At 52.8% G+C, this 22229-nt stretch carries 23 protein-coding genes; 16 read left to right on the top strand and 7 right to left on the bottom strand.

Annotation, left to right across the window (positions count from 1 at the left end; all coding sequences use genetic code 11):
• Positions 1-50: 50 nt before the first annotated feature.
• Positions 51-1157, bottom strand: coding sequence for a radical SAM/CxCxxxxC motif protein YfkAB (yfkAB, locus tag KNP83_RS12325; protein ID WP_214762734.1), 1107 nt, complete (start codon positions 1155-1157; stop codon positions 51-53).
• Between the two features lie 85 nt (positions 1158-1242).
• Here yfkAB and KNP83_RS12320 point away from each other — a divergent pair, with 85 nt between their 5' ends.
• The 3 genes from KNP83_RS12320 (at position 1243) to KNP83_RS12310 (ending at position 3328) form a co-directional block, all read left to right on the top strand.
• The gene (locus KNP83_RS12320) at positions 1243-1452 is read left to right on the top strand and encodes a hypothetical protein (protein WP_016510454.1); all 210 of its coding nucleotides are present in this window, start codon (positions 1243-1245) and stop codon (positions 1450-1452) included.
• Positions 1449-2825, top strand: a complete 1377-nt coding sequence (rlmD, locus tag KNP83_RS12315; RefSeq protein ID WP_214762733.1) for a 23S rRNA (uracil(1939)-C(5))-methyltransferase RlmD — start codon at positions 1449-1451, stop codon at positions 2823-2825. The genes KNP83_RS12320 and rlmD overlap by 4 nt, the downstream gene beginning before the upstream one ends.
• Positions 2826-2920: 95 nt before the next feature.
• The gene (locus KNP83_RS12310) at positions 2921-3328 is read left to right on the top strand and encodes a cytidine deaminase (protein WP_029596028.1); all 408 of its coding nucleotides are present in this window, start codon (positions 2921-2923) and stop codon (positions 3326-3328) included.
• Between the two features lie 31 nt (positions 3329-3359).
• Here the strand turns inward: KNP83_RS12310 and KNP83_RS12305 are convergent, their stop codons facing one another.
• Complete coding sequence (locus KNP83_RS12305; RefSeq protein ID WP_483297902.1) at positions 3360-3569, bottom strand: hypothetical protein; 210 nt, start codon at positions 3567-3569, stop codon at positions 3360-3362.
• Between the two features lie 129 nt (positions 3570-3698).
• Here KNP83_RS12305 and KNP83_RS12300 point away from each other — a divergent pair, with 129 nt between their 5' ends.
• A complete protein-coding gene (locus KNP83_RS12300; protein ID WP_029596026.1) occupies positions 3699-3986 on the top strand; it encodes a hypothetical protein in 288 nt (95 codons plus the stop codon).
• 29 nt (positions 3987-4015) lie between these two features.
• Here KNP83_RS12300 and KNP83_RS12295 read toward each other — a convergent pair whose 3' ends face one another.
• The 5 genes from KNP83_RS12295 to KNP83_RS12275 all read right to left on the bottom strand — a co-directional run bounded on the left by KNP83_RS12295 (position 4016) and on the right by KNP83_RS12275 (position 9098).
• Entirely contained in the window at positions 4016-5401 is a 1386-nt protein-coding gene (locus KNP83_RS12295; RefSeq protein ID WP_214762731.1) for a sensor histidine kinase, read from the bottom strand.
• The gene (locus tag KNP83_RS12290) at positions 5398-6087 is read right to left on the bottom strand and encodes a response regulator transcription factor (RefSeq protein ID WP_021067764.1); all 690 of its coding nucleotides are present in this window, start codon (positions 6085-6087) and stop codon (positions 5398-5400) included. The genes KNP83_RS12295 and KNP83_RS12290 overlap by 4 nt, the downstream gene beginning before the upstream one ends.
• A gap of 169 nt (positions 6088-6256) precedes the next feature.
• Positions 6257-6823, bottom strand: a complete 567-nt coding sequence (locus tag KNP83_RS12285) for a GNAT family N-acetyltransferase (protein WP_214762730.1) — start codon at positions 6821-6823, stop codon at positions 6257-6259.
• A gap of 201 nt (positions 6824-7024) precedes the next feature.
• Positions 7025-8176, bottom strand: coding sequence for an amidohydrolase (locus KNP83_RS12280; protein ID WP_214762729.1), 1152 nt, complete (start codon positions 8174-8176; stop codon positions 7025-7027).
• A gap of 13 nt (positions 8177-8189) precedes the next feature.
• Positions 8190-9098, bottom strand: coding sequence for a TIGR01777 family oxidoreductase (locus KNP83_RS12275; RefSeq protein WP_214762728.1), 909 nt, complete (start codon positions 9096-9098; stop codon positions 8190-8192).
• Between the two features lie 152 nt (positions 9099-9250).
• Between KNP83_RS12275 and recX the strand changes: the two genes are divergently transcribed.
• The 12 genes from recX (at position 9251) to KNP83_RS12215 (ending at position 22193) form a co-directional block, all read left to right on the top strand.
• Positions 9251-10063 carry a recombination regulator RecX gene (gene recX, locus KNP83_RS12270; protein ID WP_214762727.1) on the top strand — a complete coding sequence of 271 codons (813 nt, stop codon included), beginning with the start codon at positions 9251-9253 and terminating at the stop codon, positions 10061-10063.
• A gap of 49 nt (positions 10064-10112) precedes the next feature.
• On the top strand, positions 10113-11750 hold the full coding sequence (locus KNP83_RS12265; protein ID WP_214762726.1) for an L-lactate permease: 1638 nt from the start codon (positions 10113-10115) through the stop codon (positions 11748-11750).
• Between the two features lie 317 nt (positions 11751-12067).
• Positions 12068-13792 carry an ABC transporter ATP-binding protein gene (locus KNP83_RS12260; RefSeq protein WP_214762725.1) on the top strand — a complete coding sequence of 575 codons (1725 nt, stop codon included), beginning with the start codon at positions 12068-12070 and terminating at the stop codon, positions 13790-13792.
• Between the two features lie 22 nt (positions 13793-13814).
• On the top strand, positions 13815-15860 hold the full coding sequence (locus KNP83_RS12255) for an ABC transporter ATP-binding protein (protein WP_214762724.1): 2046 nt from the start codon (positions 13815-13817) through the stop codon (positions 15858-15860).
• Between the two features lie 9 nt (positions 15861-15869).
• Positions 15870-17048: an RtcB family protein gene (locus KNP83_RS12250; protein WP_214762723.1), complete on the top strand. Its 1179-nt coding sequence runs from the start codon at positions 15870-15872 to the stop codon at positions 17046-17048.
• A 67-nt stretch (positions 17049-17115) separates the two neighbouring features.
• On the top strand, positions 17116-17430 hold the full coding sequence (locus KNP83_RS12245; protein ID WP_214762722.1) for a YfhH family protein: 315 nt from the start codon (positions 17116-17118) through the stop codon (positions 17428-17430).
• On the top strand, positions 17427-17696 hold the full coding sequence (locus tag KNP83_RS12240) for a YfhJ family protein (protein WP_214754143.1): 270 nt from the start codon (positions 17427-17429) through the stop codon (positions 17694-17696). Before KNP83_RS12245 ends, KNP83_RS12240 begins: the two co-directional genes overlap by 4 nt.
• Positions 17697-17861: 165 nt before the next feature.
• Positions 17862-18401: a helix-turn-helix domain-containing protein gene (locus tag KNP83_RS12235; RefSeq protein WP_214762721.1), complete on the top strand. Its 540-nt coding sequence runs from the start codon at positions 17862-17864 to the stop codon at positions 18399-18401.
• 13 nt (positions 18402-18414) lie between these two features.
• Complete coding sequence (locus KNP83_RS12230) at positions 18415-19521, top strand: ABC transporter ATP-binding protein (RefSeq protein ID WP_214762720.1); 1107 nt, start codon at positions 18415-18417, stop codon at positions 19519-19521.
• Positions 19508-20329: an ABC transporter permease gene (locus KNP83_RS12225; RefSeq protein WP_034780994.1), complete on the top strand. Its 822-nt coding sequence runs from the start codon at positions 19508-19510 to the stop codon at positions 20327-20329. Before KNP83_RS12230 ends, KNP83_RS12225 begins: the two co-directional genes overlap by 14 nt.
• On the top strand, positions 20326-21126 hold the full coding sequence (locus tag KNP83_RS12220) for an ABC transporter permease (protein WP_214762719.1): 801 nt from the start codon (positions 20326-20328) through the stop codon (positions 21124-21126). The genes KNP83_RS12225 and KNP83_RS12220 overlap by 4 nt, the downstream gene beginning before the upstream one ends.
• Positions 21123-22193 (top strand): ABC transporter substrate-binding protein, encoded by a 1071-nt coding sequence (locus KNP83_RS12215; protein ID WP_214762718.1) that lies wholly within the window; start codon positions 21123-21125, stop codon positions 22191-22193. Before KNP83_RS12220 ends, KNP83_RS12215 begins: the two co-directional genes overlap by 4 nt.
• Positions 22194-22229: the final 36 nt, after the last annotated feature.

Raw genomic sequence — 22229 nt, 5'->3', positions numbered from 1 at the left:
CAAACACCTCGATTCAGTTTATTTACTGAACATTTCCCGATTTGAAGCAATTAAAACGGTTCGGCCACGCGTTCTTGGAAGTTCACGTCAGGGTAGTACGCTTGTTTGACGAGCGCGTTCGGACCGAGGCATTTGACGGCCGGACAATGGCAGGATAGCGTTGCGTTCAAACTGCTGTTCGTCCATGTCTCATACGCGTCTTGGAACGAGGTATCATAAACGGTGCCGAGCGTGCCGAGCTCATCGCCGAAGTCGGTAACGATGATTTTGCCGTCGAAAATGTTCGTGTTGAGGCGCGACCGTCCATCCGGGTCGTTCCGCACGGTCACATTCTTCGACTCGTGGAGCCGCTTCAATAGAGCGCGGTCTTCCGGCAAGTCGGAACACGCATAAAACGGCAACGTCCCGAACAGCATCCACACGTTCTCGTCCCGGACGTCGAGCAGGTCGTGAATCGCCTGGCGGGTGTCAGGGAGTGATGCCGACTCGAGCGCACTTGCAAAATCGGCAGGGTACATTGGGTGCACTTCATGGCGCTGACAGCCGAGTGCGACGATCTCTTCATGGATTTCTTTCAAGTGCGGGATCGTCCGTTTGTTGAGCATCGTCTCGGCCGATACGATCACACCCTCGGCCGTGAGGGCCCGGGCATTGTCTTTCATCGTCTGAAGCATCTTCAACCGTGCCTCGGCACTCGGTTTGCGATCCATCATCGCGAAACCGCCCTCTAAGAAGTCGGCGTCCGTCCCCCAGTTATGCGAAATGTGCAAAACGTCGAGGTAAGGGGTAATAAGATGGTAGCGAGAGAGCGGGAGCGTCAAGTTCGAGTTGATTTGGGTCCTTGCCCCGCGCTCTTTGGCGTAACGCAACAGTGGGACGACATAGTTGCGCACCGATTTCATCGATAGCATCGGTTCGCCGCCCGTGATTGAGAACGCGCGTAAATGCTCGATTTCGTCCAAACGCGAAATCAATAAGTCGAGCGGTACTTCAGGCTCTTCCGTCTGGTCGAGCATATAGCCGACTGCGCAATGTTCGCAGCGCATGTTGCATAGCTTGGTCGTTGTCACTTCGACGTTCGAAAGGACGAGGCGACCGAACTCGGTTTGATCGAGGTAGGCTTCCCATGGATCAAACGTTGTCGAGATGTTTTGCATATCAATTCCACCTTTTCATCAAGTCACACGAAATAGTATGCTATAATAACAACTCTTTGTCACGAACCAAAGGAGCGATCACGAGATGGGTAAATCACGAACAGATACGGCAGGAAAAATGAACGTGTTAAAATCGAGAACGGAATTACTGTGCTTATCAGTCAATACGTTGGACGAATTCACGACGCCAGAGGATTTGCATCGATTGTTAGCTGATATTGATTCCTTACGTGCGAAAGTCGTACGTTACGCCAAAGATTTAGAACAAGTATCTCGAAAGGATGAAACACATTGAAACTGATCGTAGGAGAATACACAAGCGCCCAAGCCGAGCGGCTAGGCATTAACGGAGAGGGTATCGCGACGATTGATCGCATGGTCATCTTCATCCCGAACTTATTGCCAGGAGAGAAGGCGAAAGTCGAAATCACGCGCGTCGAGCGGAACTACGCCGAGGCACGTGTCATCAAGCGCGACAACGATTCTCCGGACCGGGTCAAACCGCCGTGTCCGATTTATGACGAGTGTGGCGGTTGCCAGATTCAACATATGAGTCCGCGCTTGCAGATGGACTATAAAGAAGAGATCGTCCGCAACGCGTTCCGCCAAAAGACGAAATTGAACGTCGACAAGTCGGATATCCGTGGTACGAAAGGGATGGACAATCCTTGGTATTACCGTAACAAATCGCAATTCCCGCTATCGACGCGCCGCGGTGAAATCGTGTCAGGCCTCTATAAGCCGAACACGAACGAGCTCGTGCCGATTGAGCACTGCATGGTACAGCAGCGAGACACGACGAACATCAACAACGCCATCGTCCGTATTTTAAACGAACTCGACATCCCGGTCTACGATGCGCGCCGTGACGTCGGCTTTGCCCGTACTGTCATCGTTCGCTCGGGTTATAAGACGGATGACGTCCAAGTCGTGCTCGTCGTCGGGAATGAAGATGTCCCGCGTTTGGACGAATTGAGTGACCGAATCATGGCGTTGCCGAACGTCGTGTCGTTCCACTTGAATATCAACTCAAACCGTTCAGGTGTCATCTTTGGCTACCGTACGGTTCATATCGCCGGGCAAGACAAGATGGACGAACAGCTTGATGACGTTCATTACCACTTGTCACCGCGGGCCTTCTTCCAACTCAACCCGGCCCAGACGGAAGTCATGTATCGGGAAGTCGTCGAGGCGGCTGGACTGACGGGTGAAGAACGAGTCATCGATGCGTATGCCGGTGTCGGCTCGATCGGGCTATGGCTCGCGCCGCACGCCAAAGAGATTCGCGGGATGGAAGTCGTCCCGGAAGCGGTCGAAGATGCGAACGCGCATATGCGCGAGAACGGGTTCAACCATGCCATGTACGTCGAAGGCCGGGCCGAGCATTGGATTCCGCGCTGGGTGAAAGATGGATGGATTCCGGACGTCATCGTCGTCGATCCGCCGCGCACAGGTGTCGATCATCAACTTCTCAACGCGATGATCTCATCGAAGGCGAAACGCATCGTCTACGTGTCATGTAACCCGCAGACGCTCGCACGGGATGCGGACCAGCTCATGAAAGCCGACTATAAAATCAACTATATCCAGCCATACGATATGTTCCCGCAGACGGCTCACGTCGAGTCAATCGTCGTCTTCGAGAAGAAGAAAAAGAAAAAGTATTGACGGGGTTGTGAAAACGCTTGCAACCGAAGCGATTTCACGCTATAGTTCAGATGTCAGACTTCTTTGATAAACGTTAAGAAGCGGAGGAACATCAGATGATCCCACAAGAAAAAGTAAACGAGCTTGTCCATAAAGCGATTGATGCACGATCGCGTGCCTATACACCGTATTCGAAGTTCAACGTCGGGGCCGTCGTCATTGACGAGACCGGCAAGGAGATTTTAGGATGCAACGTCGAGAACGCCTCGTACGGGTTGTCGATGTGTGCGGAACGGACCGCGATCTTCAAAGCGGTGTCGGAAGGCAGTAAGGCGATTGAGACGGTCGTCGTCGTCGGCGACACGGACGGCCCGATCTCGCCATGTGGCGCTTGCCGTCAAGTCATCGCCGAGTTTGCGAGTGACGACTTTACGTTGATTCTCGCGAACATGGCGGGAGAGACGAAAGTGATGACAAAAGAAGAGATGCTACCATACGGCTTCTCGCCAAAAGATTTAACGTAACATAAAGGTGCGGACGCACTCGTCCGCATCTTTATTTGTTGCCGTCATATTTCTTCTCGCTGACCGAATCGTCCTTCGAGTGGCGTTTCTGTTTCTCATCTTTCACTTTTTCGTTCAATTCTTCTACGGGAATCGGGTCAACGGTCTCCATGCCTTCCTGGTCGAAGATGCTCTCTTTGTCGGTATCGACGGCATCTGGGTTATCGAACGGTCGTTTTGACGGATCCTGTGATTTTTCCATCCTCATCGCCTCCTTATGTGATTATTGTTATTCCACTCTCTGAAAGTGTGTAAACGCTTTAGGACACGGGTTTCGATTTTGCGGAACAGTGGAATTATCGGTACATAGTGACTAAGGAGGGGTATTCGGATGGATAAGAAAGTATTAATGGGCATCGTACTCGGTGTGGCCGGGGCGGCGCTCGTCGCACCGAAAGTGGCAGCGCTCTTGACGCAAGACCACGATGAGGATACATGGAGCAAGATGGATCGCATGGAAAGTGTCGATTCGGATAAAGATGAGGCGGAAGCGGGTCTCACGCAGCTCGATTCGAATTATCGGGCCGAGTGGCAAGCGAACGGCTATCCGCAGACGCATGCCGAACGTGAGCGTCTCATGAACGAATCGGATGACGCCTATAAAGGGAAGGACATATAAAAAAAGACAGCCGCGATGGCTGTCTTTTTTTATATGTCTTCGTCCGGTAGCAGCGGGAGCGTGAGCGTGACGGTCGTCCCGTTGCCGATTTCCGAGGCGAAGTGCATCGAGCCGCCGTGGCGCTCCATAATATGTTTGGCGATGGCGAGCCCGAGTCCGGTCCCGCCGTCTTCACGTGTCCGCGACTTGTTGACGCGATAGAATCGTTTCGTCAGCTGGTCGAGGTCCTCTTTCGGGATGCCCCGGCCTTCGTCATGAATCTCGGTGACGGCGTTGTCCGCGGTCGCATACGTCTTCACGCGAATCGATTTGCCGGCTTCCGTATAGCGGAGCGCGTTGTCGAGCAAATTCCCGACGACTTGCTCGAGTCGGTCGTGATCCCCGAGAATAATCAAGTCGAAGTCGAGGTCCGTCTCGATGGTGACGCCTTTCGCCCGGGCAATTGGCTCGAAGCGATAGAGGACGTCTTCGAGCACTTGCGAATAGACGACCGGTTCTTTCGTCATCGGATAGGAATCGCGCTCGAGTTGGGCCAAGTCGAGCAAATCGTTGACGAGCCGTTGTAACCGTTCGGTCTCATTCTCGATAATCTCGTAATATTGATTTTTTGTTTTCTCATCGAGCGACGGGTCTTGGAGCATCTCTGTATAACCGCGAATGTACGACAGCGGTGTCCGCAGCTCGTGGCTGACGTTCGCCAAGAACTCTTTACGTTGCTCTTCGACGAGCCCGAGTGACTCGGCCATCCGGTTCAGCGTCTCGGCAAGTTCGCCAATCTCGTCATCGTAATAAATCGGGATGCGGTGGGAGAAATCCCCTTTGGCGTACACTTGGGACGCTCGTTTCATTTGAATGAGCGGTTGGATGATCGTGTCGATAATCTGGGTGCCGAAGATGAGCAAGTTCACAATCATCAAAATGAGCAAGAACGTGATCATGAGCCGAATCGGTTGGAACGGCTCACTGATTTTACTCAGCTCCATATACAGGATGAGGGCATTATCGAGCTCGCCGTCCCGGATGAGCGGGAAAGCGGACATGAGGATGTCGACATCCTCGGTCGGGTGTTTGCGGGTGACGGAAATCGCATAGCCGTCCTGAAGCTTGGCGAGGTCCTGTTCCCGTAAAAACGTCTTGCCCGAACCGAGGCTGTCTTCTCGGACGGACGACAGAAATACTTTCGTCTCGGTCAGTTCGTTCGTGTACGTCATGCTGTCGGAAAACGCGTCAGAGAAGCCGTCCGCCTTGTAGATGGTGACGAGCTTCTCGCCGCGGTTGATAAGCAGTTCTTCTTGCGTCTGAATATAAAACTTGTCGTACAAGTAAAACGTCATGATAATGAACACGAACGCGGAGAAGAGGCTGGCGGTCCAGATGGTGATCCAAATCCGCTTCCGGATCGTGTATTGCTTCATACGGTCGCCTCGAACTTATAGCCGATCCCCCAGACGGTTTGGATATAGCCACCCGCTTCGCCGAGCTTGAGACGAAGTGTTTTGATATGCGTGTCGACCGTCCGCAGGTTCCCGTGATACTCGGTACCCCAAATTTGGTCGAGCAACTGTTCACGAGAGAACACTTTCTCTTCGTTCGTGATGAACAAATAGAGCAAATCGAACTCTTTCCGGGTCAAATTGACCGTTTTTCCTTTCACGCTGACCGCACGGCCATCGATATCGATGGACAAGACACCGGTATCGAACGTCGCTTCTTGTTCTTTCGAGAAGTTATGCGTCCGACGGAGCGTCGCTTCGATTCGGGCGAGCAGCTCGCGGGGGCTGAACGGCTTCGTGATATAGTCGTCCGCACCAATCTTCAAGCCATGGATACGATCGAGTTCTTCTGAGCGGGCCGTGAGCATGATAATCGGCACGTTCGAGAACTCGCGGATACGCATGCACGCCGTAAGGCCGTCAAGTTCAGGCATCATCACGTCGAGCAGCACGAGGTGGAACGACTGTTCTTTCAATAAGTCGATCGCCTCGAGGCCGTTCGTGGCTGTGACGGTCTCGTATCCCTCCTTCTCTAAGTTCGAAACGAGTAAATCCCGCATTTGTTCTTCATCATCGGTCACTAAGATGCGAAACGTTGGTTCTGACATTGGGCATTCTCCTTTACAAAACGGTTAACGAGGACGTGTGATAATTCCCTCACACTTCTATCATACCTATCTCTCCGAATTAGAACAGAAATATTCATTGCCGTAAAGTTGTCCTCATGCAATCCACACAAAAACGCCACAAAAAAGCCAATTCTTTGTCAGAATTGGCTTATGCTTCGAGCTGCGCTTCATACGTATGATCGAATTCAGGCGCATGGAGGGAGTGCAAGTAAAGTTGGAAACTCGACTTCGACACTTCATACAGAACGTATTCGATTTCACCTTGATTGATTTCAGCTAGTAATTCAGACCGAATCTCGTTGGCGCAGAACGCGTACGGCAGTTTTTCCGCCGCCGCAATCGAACGCTCGTTTGATTGTCGGATTTTCAAAAATACACTTTCGATGTCAAGTTCAAAGAAGAGTTCGGAGAAGAACGCTTCTTTCGCGACTTGATTGTAACCTTTGCCGTGATATGGTTTGCCAAGCCACGTCCCGAGGAATCCATAGCCGGATTCCACATCGAACAAGCTGATCGTCCCGATTGGGGTACCAAACTCGTTCGTGATGGTGCGTGAGATGATGTTTCCTTGCTCTTCTAGCTCGATGATTTGCTTCGTGCTAAATAAAAACTCGTCAAAGTGGACCGTCTTTTGACGGACATATGGAAAGACATCTGGGTGTTGCATCAGTTCGAACAACTCCGCGCAGTCGGTAAGCTCACGAAATTTGAGCACCTTTACATTCCTCCTCCTATTTCAGACCGCTGAAGAATAGTTGTAACGAAAGCATACTTCTGGCTTCGTTGTTCGAACTTGCCTTGGCTGCTCCCTTTTATGAAGTTACAAGATTATTTTATAGAGTTTTTTTAAAAAAGCAAGTAAATAAAATGCAACTTCATAAAAAAATAATAAGAGCGCTTTCACGACTGGTGTCACTCACATCTCGTGATGAGTTTTCGAACGACTCGTCGAGTAGACGATGTGGCCGTTGACGATCGTCATAATCGGCTTGGACATGTAATCGAGCGGGAAGTGGCTCCACAAGACGAGGTCGGCATCTTTGCCGATTTCGAGTGAGCCGACGCGGTCGTCCACTCCTAGCGACTCAGCCGGGTGAATCGTGATGGCTCGGAGCGCGACGTCGACTGGGAGTCCTTCACGGGCAGCGAGACCGGCGCACAAATTCAAATATTGAACCGGTGTATACGGATGGTCCGTCGTGATTGAGACGATCATATCGTGCTCATGCAAAATCCGGTACGTCTCCCACGTCTTATTCTGAAGTTCGATTTTCGACTTGCGTGTGAACGTCGGTCCGACGGTGACGTGTTTGACACCAAGTTCGCGTAATTTTTCGGCGACGAGATGTCCTTCCGTACAGTGCTCAATCCGATAATCGAGGTTGAACTCTTGTGCGAAGCGGACGACCGATAAAATATCGTCGGCGCGGTGGGCGTGGACGCGAATCGGCATCTGGCGATCGAGCGCCAATTGAATCATCTGACTGCCGAACGTGCCGATCGTCTTCGTCGAATCAACGGTCCGGAACGCCTCTCGCAATAAGCCCATGATACCCATACGGGTCAATTCGCCGGATTTGCCCATGCTGTGGACGCGTTTCGGGTTCTCGCCGAGCGCGAGTTTCAGGCCAGCATAGCGGCGAAGCACCATGTCCTCGATGAAGCGGCCATGGGTTTTGATGACACTCGTCACACCGCCGATGACGTTCATACTACCAGGCATGACTTGGACAGCTGTCACCCCGGCCATGAGCGCTTCCCGGAAGCCTTCATCGAGCGGATAGACGCCGTCGATGGCCCGAGCGTGTGGGGTCATCGCCTCGACGGTCTCGTTCGCATCGTTCCCGACAGAGCCGGTCCCTTCGTCGTACAGCCCAAGATGGGTGTGGGCGTCGATGAATCCGGGGAACAAGAAGTTGCCTTCGGCTTCGATGACCGTCTCTCCGTCGAGTGGGTCCAACAAGTCCGCCATCTCGATGATTTTGCCATCTCTGACGCGCAGGTCCCCGTAAAAATGTGGTGCGGTGATCGGATAGATATGGGCGTTACGAATTAACAAATTACTCACGTGCTGGCTCCTTTCAAGTCAAATGAAGTAGTTGTTTCAAGGCGGGTTCTAACGTTTCATAGCGGAATCGGAAACCGTGGTTGAGCGCTTTCGTCGGAACGACTTTTGCGCCTTCGAGGACGATGACGCTCTTCTCTCCGAGTGCGAGCTTGAGGAGCGGCGCCGGGGCGGGCGCCCAATGGGGACGATGCATCACCCGGCCGAGCGTTTTCCCGAATTCGTCCATCGTCACGGGCGTCGGTGCCGTCCCATTGACGGGTCCCTCGATCGTACTTGTCTCGAGAATATGGACGAACAGACGGACGAGGTCGTCCAAATGAATCCATGGCACCCATTGCTTGCCAGAACCGAGTCGTCCGCCGACACCGAGCGTGTATGGCAACTTCATGAGCGGGAAGGCGCCGCCGTCGTTGGATAAGACGACTCCGGTCCGCATCGTGACGAGACGGATCCCCATGTCTTGGATGGGTTGCGCCTCTTTCTCCCACAACACGCAGACGTTGCCTAAGAAGTTGGTCCGGTCGGGGAGCGGTGTCGCCTCTGAATACGTGATGGATCGATCTTCACCGTATATCCCGATGGCAGACCCGCTGATGACGACGCTCGGCTTGCGTTTCATATTTTTAATGATGCGGACGACTTCTTTCGTCCCATCAATCCGACTTTGAAGAATGGCTTGCTTTTGTTTATGTGTCCAACGGCCGTCATTAATCGAGGCTCCTGCCAAATGGACGATGGCATCGACGTCTTGAAGCTCGGATTCAGGATGACTATCGGGTGTCATCCATTCGACGAACGAGATCCCTCCTTGCCGCGGGCGTGGGTGGCGCGTCAATACGACGACTTGATGTCCGGCTTCGGCGAGCGCGCGTACGAGCGGGCGGCCAATCAATCCGGTACCACCAGTGATTGCTATTTTCATGGGTCTCCCTCCAATATCCTTTAAGCGATTTCAAAACGGGTATGAGGACTATAGGAATGTCTTGTACAGATAATACCCCTTCTTCTAACTTATCAAAAATCCTGCCTAAACGGGGAACGTGATATGTTAGAAGCAGGAAATGGAGGGATTTTGTGAAAATCGCCAAGTTTACGACCCAAAAGAAAAATCAGGACCGGTTGAACGTCTTTGTCGAAAAGGATGGACGTGAGGAGTTCGCGTTCGCCATCGATCTCGACGTCTTCATCAAATACGGATTGACGAAAGGGATGGAACTCGAAGACGATTTCGTTCGGGACGTCCTTCAAGCGGAAGAAGAGCAGAAGGCGTATAAAGCGGCCGTCAACTATTTATCGTATCGAATGCGGGCCGTCTCAGAGGTGCGTGACTACCTCGTGAAGAAAGAGATAGATGAATCAGCCATCAAACGCGTCATCGAGCGCTTAATCGAACAGCGCTATTTGAACGATGCCGAGTTTGCCAAAGCTTACACCCAGACGAAGTTCAATACGAGCCCAAGCGGACCCGTCAAAATCAAACGAGAGCTCGCTCAGCTTCAAATCGCTCCAGACATTATCGAAGACGTCATCGCCGCCATCTCACACGAAGATCAGCTTGAAAAGGCCGGAAAGTTCGTAAATCGGAAACAAATGGAAACAAATCGCCGTTCCGCCACAGAAGTGCAACAAAGAATTCAACAAACCCTGATGCAAAGGGGATTTTCGTTTGATATTATTTCAGAGGCGATTCTCACGTTTTGGGAGAACGAGGATGAGGACGTTGAACTTTCAGCTTGTCTGACACAGGCCGAAAAACTGAATCGAAAGTTTAGCGGGTATGCCCCATATGAGCGGAAACAGCGGATGAAGATGCAGCTTCGACGCAAAGGTTTTCCGTATGAGGTGATTGACCGGGCGTTAGAGAGGCTCGCTGAACAAGAGTCGTAATGGGAGATGCATTTACGGTAGGGGAAAAATCTGAAAAGGTGGGTCTACATTGACGATTTTTGAATGGATTACAGCACTGATGCCGATTGTGGCAGTGCTCATCTTATTGGTCATTATGCGTTTACCGGCATCGGTTGCGATGCCACTATCTCTCGTTTTGACGGCTGGACTCGCGTTCTTCGTCTGGCAGCTCGACGCGACGCGAATCATGGCGGCGACGTTACAAGGGCTTGTCATCGCCGTCACGACGGTCTGGATTGTCTACGGTGCAATTGGCATGATGAATACGATGAAAGAGGGCGGCGGCATGAACGCCATCCGTTCCGGTTTTATCAATATTACACCCGATCCCCGGATTCAAGTGCTCATCGTCGGATGGTTGTTCGTCTCGTTCATTGAAGGCGCATCTGGCTTCGGGACACCGGCCACAGTTGCGGCACCTCTTTTAATCGCACTCGGCTTCCCGCCAATCGCTGCCGTTGTTATCGCCTTGTCGGCTGATGTATCGGCCGTCACGTTCGGTGCGGTCGGGACACCGGCTTTAATCGGAATTGGAAACGGGCTGTCGCTTGACGTCAACCAACCCGAGACGATTGAGTTTTTGACAACCGTCGTGTTGCAGACGGTGCTCATCGACATGTTCGTCGGTCTTTTGATCCCATTCATTTTAATCTTGATGCTGACGCGATTCTTCAGCAAAGAAAAATCGATTAAACCGGCGCTCGAAGTGTTCCCGATTGCCATCGTCGCGGCGCTCGTATACAGTATCCCGGCCTATATTTGGACGCTCATTCTCGGATTTGAGTTCGGCGGTATGCTCGGGGCGTTGACGGGTCTCATCATTCTCGTCACGATGGCACGGAAGGGCATCCTCATGCCGAAACGGTTGTGGACGTTTGACGGGTATGTCGATGAAATCGACCAACCGCTCGAGAAACCGAATGTCGGCAAAGGCAAACGCGAGCTTCCACAATGGAAGGCGTGGGCTCCTTACTTGATTTTGACGCTCTTCCTCGTGTTGACACGGACCGTACCGTTCTTGAACGAACTAACACGTAGCGTCCGTATCGATTTGCCGAACATTTTGAACGTCGAAGGAATCTCGACGTCATGGGAACCGTTCTACTCACCAGGGTTCATGTTCATCTTGACGATGATTGCGACGTTCTTCCTGCACAACATGAGCTGGTCGCAAGTGACCTCGGTGTTTAAAGCGACGACGCTCGGTGTCGTCGGGACGGCCATCACGCTCGCCGCTTCGGTGCCGATGGTTCGAATTTTCATTCACTCGGAAAACGGTGGGGCCGGACTCGCTTCGATGCCGGTTGAACTCGCGACGGCTGCGGCCGATACGTTCGGTGGCGTCTGGCCGCTCGTCGCCCCGTGGATCGGGGCGCTCGGAGCATTCGTTTCCGGGTCGGCCACGTTCTCGAACATGATGTTCTCGAGTTTGACGACGAACGTCGCCGAGTCGGTAGGTGTCAATGAGACGCTCGCCTTGTCGATGCAGATGGCGGGGGCGAACGCCGGTAACATGATTTGCGTCTTGAACGTCGTCGCGGTCGCCTCGGTGGCCGGTCTCCTCGGAAAAGAAGGGACGATTATCCGCTATACGCTCATGCCGATGATTTATTACGTCACGGCGACCGGGCTTGTCGGTTTAATCTTGGCCGCGTTCTTCTTGTAAAAAAGTTACAAAGTATTTACGACAATAATATTGACAATTTTCTGAACAGTCTGCTAAGGTTTTAGTAGATTTTCAAACTATGAACAGAGAGGAGCCAGCATGATGAAGTACATCACAACACTACAACGCACACACACAACATCATATGGCTACTCGTATTTGACTGCATAAGTTGGCAGCTGGATAGGGGTAGTGTCCTTTCCCTGACCATGCAAAAGACTGAAGACTCAGAAGCGTACTTCATCCGATTGGTTGCACAATCAGGTGACGTGCGCTTTTTTTTGCGTGCACGGAAAGGACGAAAGGGGGAATCAGTCATGAAACTGATTAAACAATTGGATTGGTTTATTAAACGACAGAAGCGGACGTATATCTTCGCCATCATCTTGTTGATTATCACTGGGATCGTCGATATGCTCCCGCCGTGGATCATCGGGCAAGCGATTGATGCGATCCGTGAAGGCAGCTTGACGACAGAGCGACTCGTTCTCATCGTCGGGTCATTGCTCAGCATCATGGTTTTATCGTACGTCCTCTCGTATGTATGGATTGCCCGTCTGTTCGGGACGGCGTTCCTGCTCGAGAAGAAATTACGGGCCCGCTTCTTCGGGCACTTGCTCCGGCAGACACCGCGCTTTTATCAACAGCATCGCACCGGTGACTTGATGGCGCTCGCGACGAACGATTTGAAAGCGGTCGAACGGACGGCTGGGTTCGGCGTCATGACGCTCGTCGACTCGTTCAATATGACGCTCATCGCCCTCACGATTATGGGGGTATTCATCGATTGGAAGTTGACACTCGCGGCACTCTTGCCGATGCCGCTCCTCGCCTGGTCGATGAATAAGCTCGGCCGTCAAATCCACGCCCGCTTCACAGCGGCGCAGGACGCGTTCGGCGTGATGAACGACCAAGTCGTCGAATCGATTTCAGGCCTTCGGGTCGTCCGTTCGTTCGTCCAAGAAGAGGCGGACACGAAGAAGTTTGATACGATCACGGACGATGTGATGGCCAAAAACATGCACGTCGCCAAAATCGACGTCTTGTTCGAGCCGGTCATCAAACTGCTCGTCGGCTTGAGCTATTTGATCGGGTTGTCGTTCGGCACGTACCTCGTGTTCACGAACGACATCACGCTCGGTCAACTCGTCTCGTTCAACATCTATCTCGGGATGCTCATTTGGCCGATGTACGCGTTCGGGGAACTGATTAACGTCGTGCAACGGGGAACGGCCAGCCTCGAACGAATCGAGGCGACGATGAACGAGACACCGGACGTCGTCTCGACCGGTACGGTCGACATCGATGTCCCGGAGAAAATCACGTTCAAATCTTTGTCGTTCCAATATCCAGGTGCGACCCGTGCCTCACTCGAAGACATCGTCTTGCACGTGTCACGTGGGGAGACGATTGGGGTCGTCGGACCGACCGGGGCCGGCAAGACGACGCTGTTGCGTCAATTGCTCCGGGAATATCCGATTGACGACTCGCTACTCGTCAACGGTGTGCCGATTCACGACATCAAACTCGAGACGGTACGAGGGTGGAGCGGTTACGTCTCGCAAGAACATTTACTGTTCTCGAAGATGGTCCGCGACAACATCTTGTTCGGTTCAAACGATGCGACGGAACAAGACCTCGAGACGGCGATCCGGCTCGCGGCATTCGACACTGATATCGAGCATTTGGAGAACGGTCTCGACACGGTCGTCGGGGAACAAGGGGTTATGCTGTCGGGTGGTCAGAAACAACGGCTCTCGATTGCCCGCGCGCTCTTGAAAAATCCAGAGATCCTCTTGCTCGACGATTCGCTTTCAGCGGTCGACGCCAAGACGGAAGCGCGCATCATCGATTCGGTCCGGACGAGCCGGGCCGAACAGACGACGTTCATCGTCGCGCATCGCCTGTCCGCTGTCGCCCACGCCGACCAGATTCTTGTGTTACAAGACGGTCGCGTGACGGAACGGGGCACGCACGACCAACTGATGGAACGACACGGTTGGTATTACGAGCAATACGTTCGACAAGGAGAGTCGGAGTAATCCGGGAAAGGGGGAATCTCTCATGATCGATCAATATGAATTAGATCCAGTCCGCAGGAAAAAAACGATCCGTTCACTCGTCGGCTACGCCAAACAAGTGAGACGTTCGATTTTCCTAGGATTGACGTTACTCTTTTTAGCGGTCGGTGCCGAACTGGCCGGACCGTATATCGCCAAAATCATCATCGACGACCACATCGTCGCCATCGAGCGCGATTGGGTACAAGTCGAGTCAGGCGGAAGTGTCACCTTTGACGGGAACTCCTATGAGAAAGAGACGAGGATTGATGGAGAGACGATCGTCCGTCCCGTCTCAATCGTACAGACGACCGACGGCTACTATCTCGTCCCTGACGCCGTCATGAGCGGGGGTGTCCGTGAGGTCGAAGATGGAGTGCTCACGATCACGCGAAGCGAGGAGACGGCGACGTATGACAATATCGTGCCACTCTCATCGACCGACGTCTTCCGCTTTTACGAGACAGATTTACGGGCCGTGTTATTGCTGTCTGGCCTGTACGTCGTCTTGCTCCTCATCGCGGCAGGATTAAACTGGGGGCAACAGATGCTGCTCCAACGCTCAGCCCATAACATCGTCAAAACGATGCGTCTTGACGTCATGCGGCATTTGCAGACGATTCCGGTCCGCTACTTCGACCAGACGCCAATCGGGAAAATCGTCAGCCGGGTCACGAACGACACCGAGACGATTCGCGATTTGTATTTAGGCGTACTCGCACGCGTCTTCCAAAGCGTCGTCATGATGATCGGCGTCTTGATCGCCATGTTCTTCTTGGACGTGCGCCTCGGTCTCGTCTCGCTCATCATCATCCCGGTCGTCATCGTTTGGATTAAACTGTTCCAACGCCTCTCGACCCGGAACAACTTCCGTGTCCGCGCCCTCGTCGCCGATATGAACGCACAATTGAATGAGAGCATTCAAACAATGCCGATCATTCAATCGTACGTCAAAGAAGATCTCGTCTATGACGAGTTCAACGAGAAAAACAGCGACAACTTCCAAACAAGGCGGAAGCTGCTCAAATTGGATGCGCTCATGTCGCACAACTTGGTCAACTTCTTCCGCAACATGGCGCTCGCCTTACTCATCTGGGTCGTCGGTGCGCAGACGCTCGGAACAGGGAGCGTGCTCACGCTCGGGATTTTGTACGCCTATATCGATTACGTGTCACGGATTTTCGAGCCGGTGACGCAAATCATGAATCAGCTGTCTCCACTCCAACAGGCGCTCGTCTCGGCAGACCGGATGTTCCAACTGCTAGATGAGAAAGGAGAGGATGTTTCGTCAGAACGCATCGCACGTTTCAAAGGTGAGGTCGTGTTCGACGACGTGTCATTCAGCTATGAAGCCGGGAAACCGGTGCTCCAACACATCGACATCCATGCGGCACCGGGCGAGACGGTGGCGCTCGTCGGTCACACCGGCAGCGGCAAGAGTTCGATCATGAACTTGCTCATGCGCTTCTATGACCCGTCCGAAGGGACGCTCAACATTGACGGCATGGACGTGACGAAACTGCCGACCCAAGCCGTCCGCGCCCATCTCGGCATCGTGCTGCAAGACCCGTTCTTGTTCACAGGATCGATTCGGACGAACGTGACGCTCGGGGACGAGACGATTTCGGACAATCGGGTATGGCGCGCATTGACGGCGGTTGGAGCTGATCGTTTCGTCAAACAGTTGCCACACGGGTTAGACGAGCCGGTCATCGAACGTGGCGCCTCGCTCTCGAGCGGGGAACGTCAATTGATCAGCTTCGCTCGTGCCCTCGTGTTCGACCCGGCCATCCTTGTCTTAGACGAAGCGACGGCAAGTGTCGATTCGGAAACGGAAGCGCTCATCCAAGAGGCGCTCAAGACGCTCACGTACGGCCGGACGACGTTCGTCATCGCGCACCGTCTCTCGACGATTCGAGAAGCGGATCAAATCCTCGTCCTCGACCACGGTCATATCATCGAGCGAGGGAACCACCAGTCGCTCATCGCCGCAGGCGGTGTCTACGCCCGGATGCATGAGTTGCAAAGTAAACAACAAGCCATCAGTTGAGGAGGTCATATGGAGATTATCGGAAAGCATAACCGGGCCAAAGTATTCAATGAACGGATTGACGATATGACGCGGGCCCAAATCCAAACGCTCGTCGACCAACCGTTCACGAAAGGTGCTTCGATTCGGATCATGCCAGACATGCATGCCGGCAAAGGGTCGGTCGTCGGGACGACGATGACGATTCATGACAAGGTCGTGCCGAATCTCGTCGGCGTCGACCTCGGATGCGGCATGCTCTGTACGGAAATCAAGGTGAAACGAATCGACTTTCAACGGCTCGACGACATCATCCGTCAATACGTACCGAGCGGGATGAACATCCGCGATGCGGCACACCCATACGCCTCCGAGCTCCCGCTCGATGACGTGCGGGCGCCGTATAAACTGGACCGGGCGCTCCGCTCGATCGGCACGCTCGGCTCGGGCAATCACTTTATCGAAGTGAACCGGGACGAAGCCGGACGCACGTTTCTCGTCATCCATTCCGGCTCACGTCACCTCGGGGTCCAAATCGCTGACCACTATCAACAGTTGGCGGTCGAGCACATGATGAAGACGACCGACATTCGAGACGAGATTGAACGGATGAAGGCAACGGGACGGCATCAGGACATCGCGACCTATCTCGAGACGGAGCGCGAGGCACGGAAACGTTTCCGCGACCTCGCCTACGTCGAAGGGGAAGCGATGGAAGATTATATGCACGACGTCCGCATCGCCCAGCAATATGCGGCTGCCAACCGGTTGGCCATGACCGACGTCATCGTCGAGGCGATGAACTGGAACATCGTCGATCAATTCGACACGGTCCACAACTACATCGACCATGATGCGATGATGCTTCGAAAAGGGGCCATCTCGGCACGGGACGGCGAGCGGGTCATCATCCCGATGAACATGCGCGACGGCTCGCTCATCTGTACCGGCAAGGGCAACCCGGACTGGAACTTCTCAGGACCACACGGTGCCGGCCGCGTCATGTCACGTTCGGCCGCGCGGAAACGCGTCGACTTCAACGAATTCAAAAAGTCGATGACCGGTGTCTGGTCAAGCTCGGTCCGACCGTCGACGATTGACGAGTCACCGTTCGTCTATAAGTCGATGAAGGAGATCGTCCGTTATATCGAACCGGCCGTCACCATCAATCACATCATCAAACCGCTGTACAACTTCAAGGCGAACTGAACATCGTTCAGATTCGCCTTTTTCTTTTCCTTGAAAAATCTGATACGCTACAAGGGAGGTGAGTGAAATGGAAAAACGATTGAGTGATTTATCAAAATACGAGCTCGAACAAGAGATTCGAGCGCTCCATGAACGGAAGCGCAAAGCCGAGCAGATGGGGATGGTCAGTGAGATCGAGGTCGTCTTGCGACGGATTGCGATTGCCGAGAGCTATTTGATTGACCCGAAATCGTTCAAGCCGGGGACGACGTATGTCGTCAACTATAATGAGCGCCCGTTCCGTTTGAAATTTGTGAACGGTGTCATGGGGTGGGGAACGTTCGAAGGGGAAACGGCTGAACATGCGATTCCGCTCTCGGAGCTGTCGGAGGTGAAGGCATGAACCGAACCGAACAATACGAGCGCTTGGCCGAAATCTTGAAACAGAAGAACGACGTCTTGAGCGAGCTCGAGGCGTTGACGTGGGTCGAAGTGCTCTGGGAAGATTTTGAGACGACGCTCGCCCGTGCCGGCGAACCGTATCCAGGGGAAGCAAAATCGTTCCAATACGTCGTCCAACAAATCGATGCGTACGGGCCGCAACTCCACTTGTTCCAGACGAAAAACGAGAAGTTCAAACACTTGATGTCCCAGCGCGACATCCATTGAAAACCACGCCGCAACCGGTGTGGTTTTTTTACTTGCAAACCGCATCCAATCCGTTATAATAAAGGACGCTATTAGTTTGCTTTGTAGTTAAGTATATATAAACTTTCTTTAGTTGGAATCATCTTTGACTAAACTTGATTCAAAGCCGAAAGGAGGGGTTGTGACTTGGAAGTCGGTCAAAAAATCAAGCGGCTCCGCGTCAAGAAAGGGCTGACGCAAGAAGAGTTGGCCGAGCGTACGGATTTGAGTAAAGGCTATATTTCTCAAATCGAGCGTGATTTAAGTTCACCTTCGCTTGAGACGCTATTCGACTTGTTGGAAGTGCTCGGGTGTTCGCCGAGAGAGTTCTTTGATGAAGACGTGAACCAAAAAGTGATCTATACCGAGGACGACCGGACTGTCTACGTCGACGAGGAGCGGAAGTATCGGACCGAATGGCTCATCCCCGAATCGAATGAAAAAGAGATGGAACCCATTTTGCTGACGTTCTCGAAGCAGGGCGAGTTCAAACGATATGAGCCGTCACGGTCGGAGACGCTCGTCTATGTCCTATCGGGGCACATCGCGCTAAAACTTGGCAATCATACGTACTTCGCCAAGACCGGAGAAACACTCTATTACGTCGCCTCTGATTCCCATCAGCTCGTCAACGATCATGACGGCGAGAGTGAATGTTTAATCGTCGCGACGCATTCATATTTATAAGGGAGGAACTGAAATGAACCCAGAAACGATTATTCGCTTTGACAACGTGTCGAAGCGTTACGACGACACCGTCGTCTTAGAAAACATCAGCTTCGAGATTGAGAAAGGGAAGTTCTACACGTTGCTCGGCCCATCGGGATGTGGGAAGACGACGATTTTACGATTGATTGCCGGCTTCACGGATGCATCAGCAGGTGATATCCGGTTCAACGGGAAGCGCATCAACGACGTCCCCGCGAACAAACGTCAAGTGAACACCGTGTTCCAAGACTATGCGCTCTTCCCACACTTGAACGTGTTCGAGAACGTCGCGTTCGGTCTGCGCATCAAGAAGATGAAAGAAGCGGACGTGAAGACGAAAGTCGAACAGGCGCTCAAATTCGTCAACTTGAAAGGGTACGAGTCACGTGAAATCGACGAGATGTCAGGCGGTCAGCGCCAACGTGTCGCCATCGCCCGTGCCATCGTCAACGAACCGGAAGTCATCTTGCTCGATGAACCGCTCTCGGCGCTCGATTTGAAACTCCGGACCGAGATGCAATATGAGCTCCGCGAATTGCAACAGCGTCTCGGCATCACGTTCATCTTCGTCACGCACGACCAAGAAGAAGCGCTCGCGATGTCAGATGAGATTTTCGTCATGAACAACGGGAAAATCGTCCAAAGCGGGACACCGACCGATATTTACGACGAGCCAATCAACCGTTTCGTCGCCGATTTCATCGGAGAATCGAACATCGTCCCGGGCGTCATGCCAGAGGATAATGTCGTCACGTTCGCCGGCAAGACGTTCGATTGCGTCGACCAAGGGTTTGACCGCAACGAGAAAGTCGAAGTCATCATCCGTCCGGAGGACTTGGAGATGACGTCGGTCGAATCGGCGAAACTCGTCGTCGATGTCGATTCACAACTGTTCCGTGGCGTCCACTATGAGATTTGCTGCTATGACCAAGAAGGCAACGAATGGCTCGTCCATTCGACGAAGAAATCGGTCGTCGGCTCAAAAATCGGACTCACGTTCGATGATGAGGCGATTCACGTCATGCGCTTAGGAGAGACGGAGGAAGAGTTCGACCGTCGTCTCGAGTCCTATGAGGAGGTCGCTCATGAATCAAACTAGTCAAACCGCGAAGACGGTCTATTTGACGACCTACTGGTTGTGGATCGCGTTGTTCGTCATCGCGCCGCTCCTGCTCGTCGTCTACTACTCGTTTTTTGATATCGAAGGGAACTTGAGTTTAGAGAATTATCAGATGTTCTTCACGTCGACGTATTTGACGATGACGTTGTCGTCCTTCTGGTATGCGTTCCTGATCACGTTCTTCTCGCTCTTAATCGGGTATCCGACCGCTTATTTATTGACGAAGACGAAGCATAAGCAACTTTGGCTGTTGCTCATCATCTTGCCATCATGGATCAACCTCTTGCTCAAAGCCTATGCGTTCCTCGGTATTTTCGGGACGTACGGCATCACGAACCAGTTTTTAGAAGCAATCGGCATCGGGACGCAACAGATTTTGTTCACGGACTTCAGTTTCGTGTTCGTGTCAGTGTACATCTTCATCCCGTTCATGATCTTGCCGATTTATAACGCCATCGAGAAACTGCCGCCGTCGCTCGTCTACGCGTCGCGCGACCTCGGGGCCTCGAACTGGACGACGTTCCGCCGGGTCATCTTCCCGCTCACGCTTGACGGTGTGAAGTCAGGGATTCAAATCGTCTTCATCCCGGCGTTGTCACTCTTCATGATCACACGATTGATTGCTGGGAACCGTGTCATCACACTCGGGACGGCGATTGAACAACAATTCCTCGTCACGCAAAACTGGGGCATGGGCTCGACGATTGCCGTGTTCTTGATTTTGGCGATGGTCCTCGTCATGGTCATCACGCGTGACTGGGGCGCGAAAGGAGCGGTGCGTCGATGAGACCGAAAAAATTTAAATTAGCCAACCTGTATTTGATGGCGGTGTTCTTCATCCTCTACGCACCGATTCTTTACTTGGTCGTCTATTCGTTCAACAGCGGCGGGACGATGAGTAATTTCGAGGGCTTCACGCTCGATTGGTACAAGTCACTCTTTACCGATACGCGTTTACTCGTCATCGTCTTGAACACGATCGTCATCGCCTTGCTCTCGGCGACGATTTCGACCGTGCTCGGCGTGATCGGGGCGCTCGCCATCTATACGGCGCGCCAACGTTTCACGAAGACGTCGCTCTTGTCGCTCAACAACGTGTTGATCGTCAGCCCGGACGTCATCATCGGGGCGTCGTTCCTCATCTTGTTCACAATGCTCGGGATTCAACTTGGTTTCTACTCGGTACTGTTGGCGCACATCGCCTTCTCAGTACCAATCGTCGTTATCTTGGTGTTACCGAAGCTGCAGGAGATGAGTCCGACACTCATCGATGCATCGCGTGACCTCGGCGCGAGCACGTGGGACGTCTTGACGAAAGTCATCTTGCCGTACATCACGCCAGGTATCTTTGCCGGTTTCTTCACGGCACTCACGTATTCGCTCGATGACTTTGCTGTCACGTTTTTCGTGACCGGCAACGGCTTCACGACACTTGCCGTCGAAGTCTACTCACGGGCCCGTCAAGGCATCTCGCTCGAGATTAACGCCTTGTCAGCCATCTTGTTCTTGTTCACACTCATTCTCGTCCTTGGGTATTATATGCTCGCCCAACGCGGCGCGAAAGCGAAGGAGGTAAGACGATGAAGAAATTGGTCATCATGTTGACGGTACCGGTCCTCGTCAGTTTCGGCCTCTTGCTCTGGGTGTATCAAATCAATATGGCACAAGGGTTCGGCGGCGATAACACGCTCGTCGTCTACAACTGGGGCGACTATATTGATGAAGACTTGATTGGAGAGTTCGAGGAAGAGACGGGACTGAAAGTCATCTATCAGACGTTCGATTCGAACGAGGCGATGCTCACGAAAATCGAGCAAGGCGGTACGGCGTTCGACATCGCCGTCCCTTCGGATTACGCCATCAGCAAAATGATTGAAGAAGACCTGCTCTTGCCAATCGACTATGACAAGCTCGAGAATTTCGATAACATCGACCCACGTTTCCTCGACAAGTCGTTCGACCCGGGTAATACGTATTCGGTCCCTTATTTCTGGGGAACGGTCGGCATTGTGTATAACCCGGAGCTCGTCGATGGCGACATCACGTCATGGAACGATTTATGGGACATGCCGCTCGAGAATGACATCTTGCTCGCAGACGGGACCCGTGAAGTGATGGGCTTTGGTCTTAACTCGCTCGGGTACTCGCTCAACACGACGGACAAAGATGAATTGCTCGAAGCGGAAGAGAAGCTCGAGACGCTCTGGCCGAACATCAAAGCGATCGTCGGCGACGAGATCAAGATGCTCATGGCCAATCGCGAAGCGGCTGCGGCCGTCGTCTGGTCAGGTGACGCTTCCGAGATTATGTACGAGAACGAAGAGTTGACGTACGTCATCCCGGAAGAAGGGACGAATCTTTGGTTCGACAATCTCGTCATTCCGAACACATCGAAAAACGTCGAAGGCGCGCACCAGTTCATCGACTTCATGCTCGACGCGGAAATCGCGGCCCGCAACACCGATTACGTCGGTTATTCGACGCCGAACGAAGCGGCGCTTGAATTCTTAGATGAAGAAGTGACGTCAGACGAACGCTTCTATCCGACGAAAGACGTGACGGACGAGCTCGAAGTGTATGAAAACTTAGGCAAGCGCATGAACGCATACTACAACGAACTATACTTGCGCTTTAAAATGCAGAGTAAATAAAAAAAGTCCCGCTCATCGTGAGCGGGACTTTTTGAA

The sequence above is a fragment of the Exiguobacterium sp. s146 genome, from assembly GCF_018618415.1.
Taxonomy (GTDB): Bacteria; Bacillota; Bacilli; order Exiguobacteriales; family Exiguobacteriaceae; genus Exiguobacterium.
The sequence above is the reverse complement of the archived record's forward strand: the minus strand, read 5'-3'. Positions and strand labels throughout refer to the sequence as shown.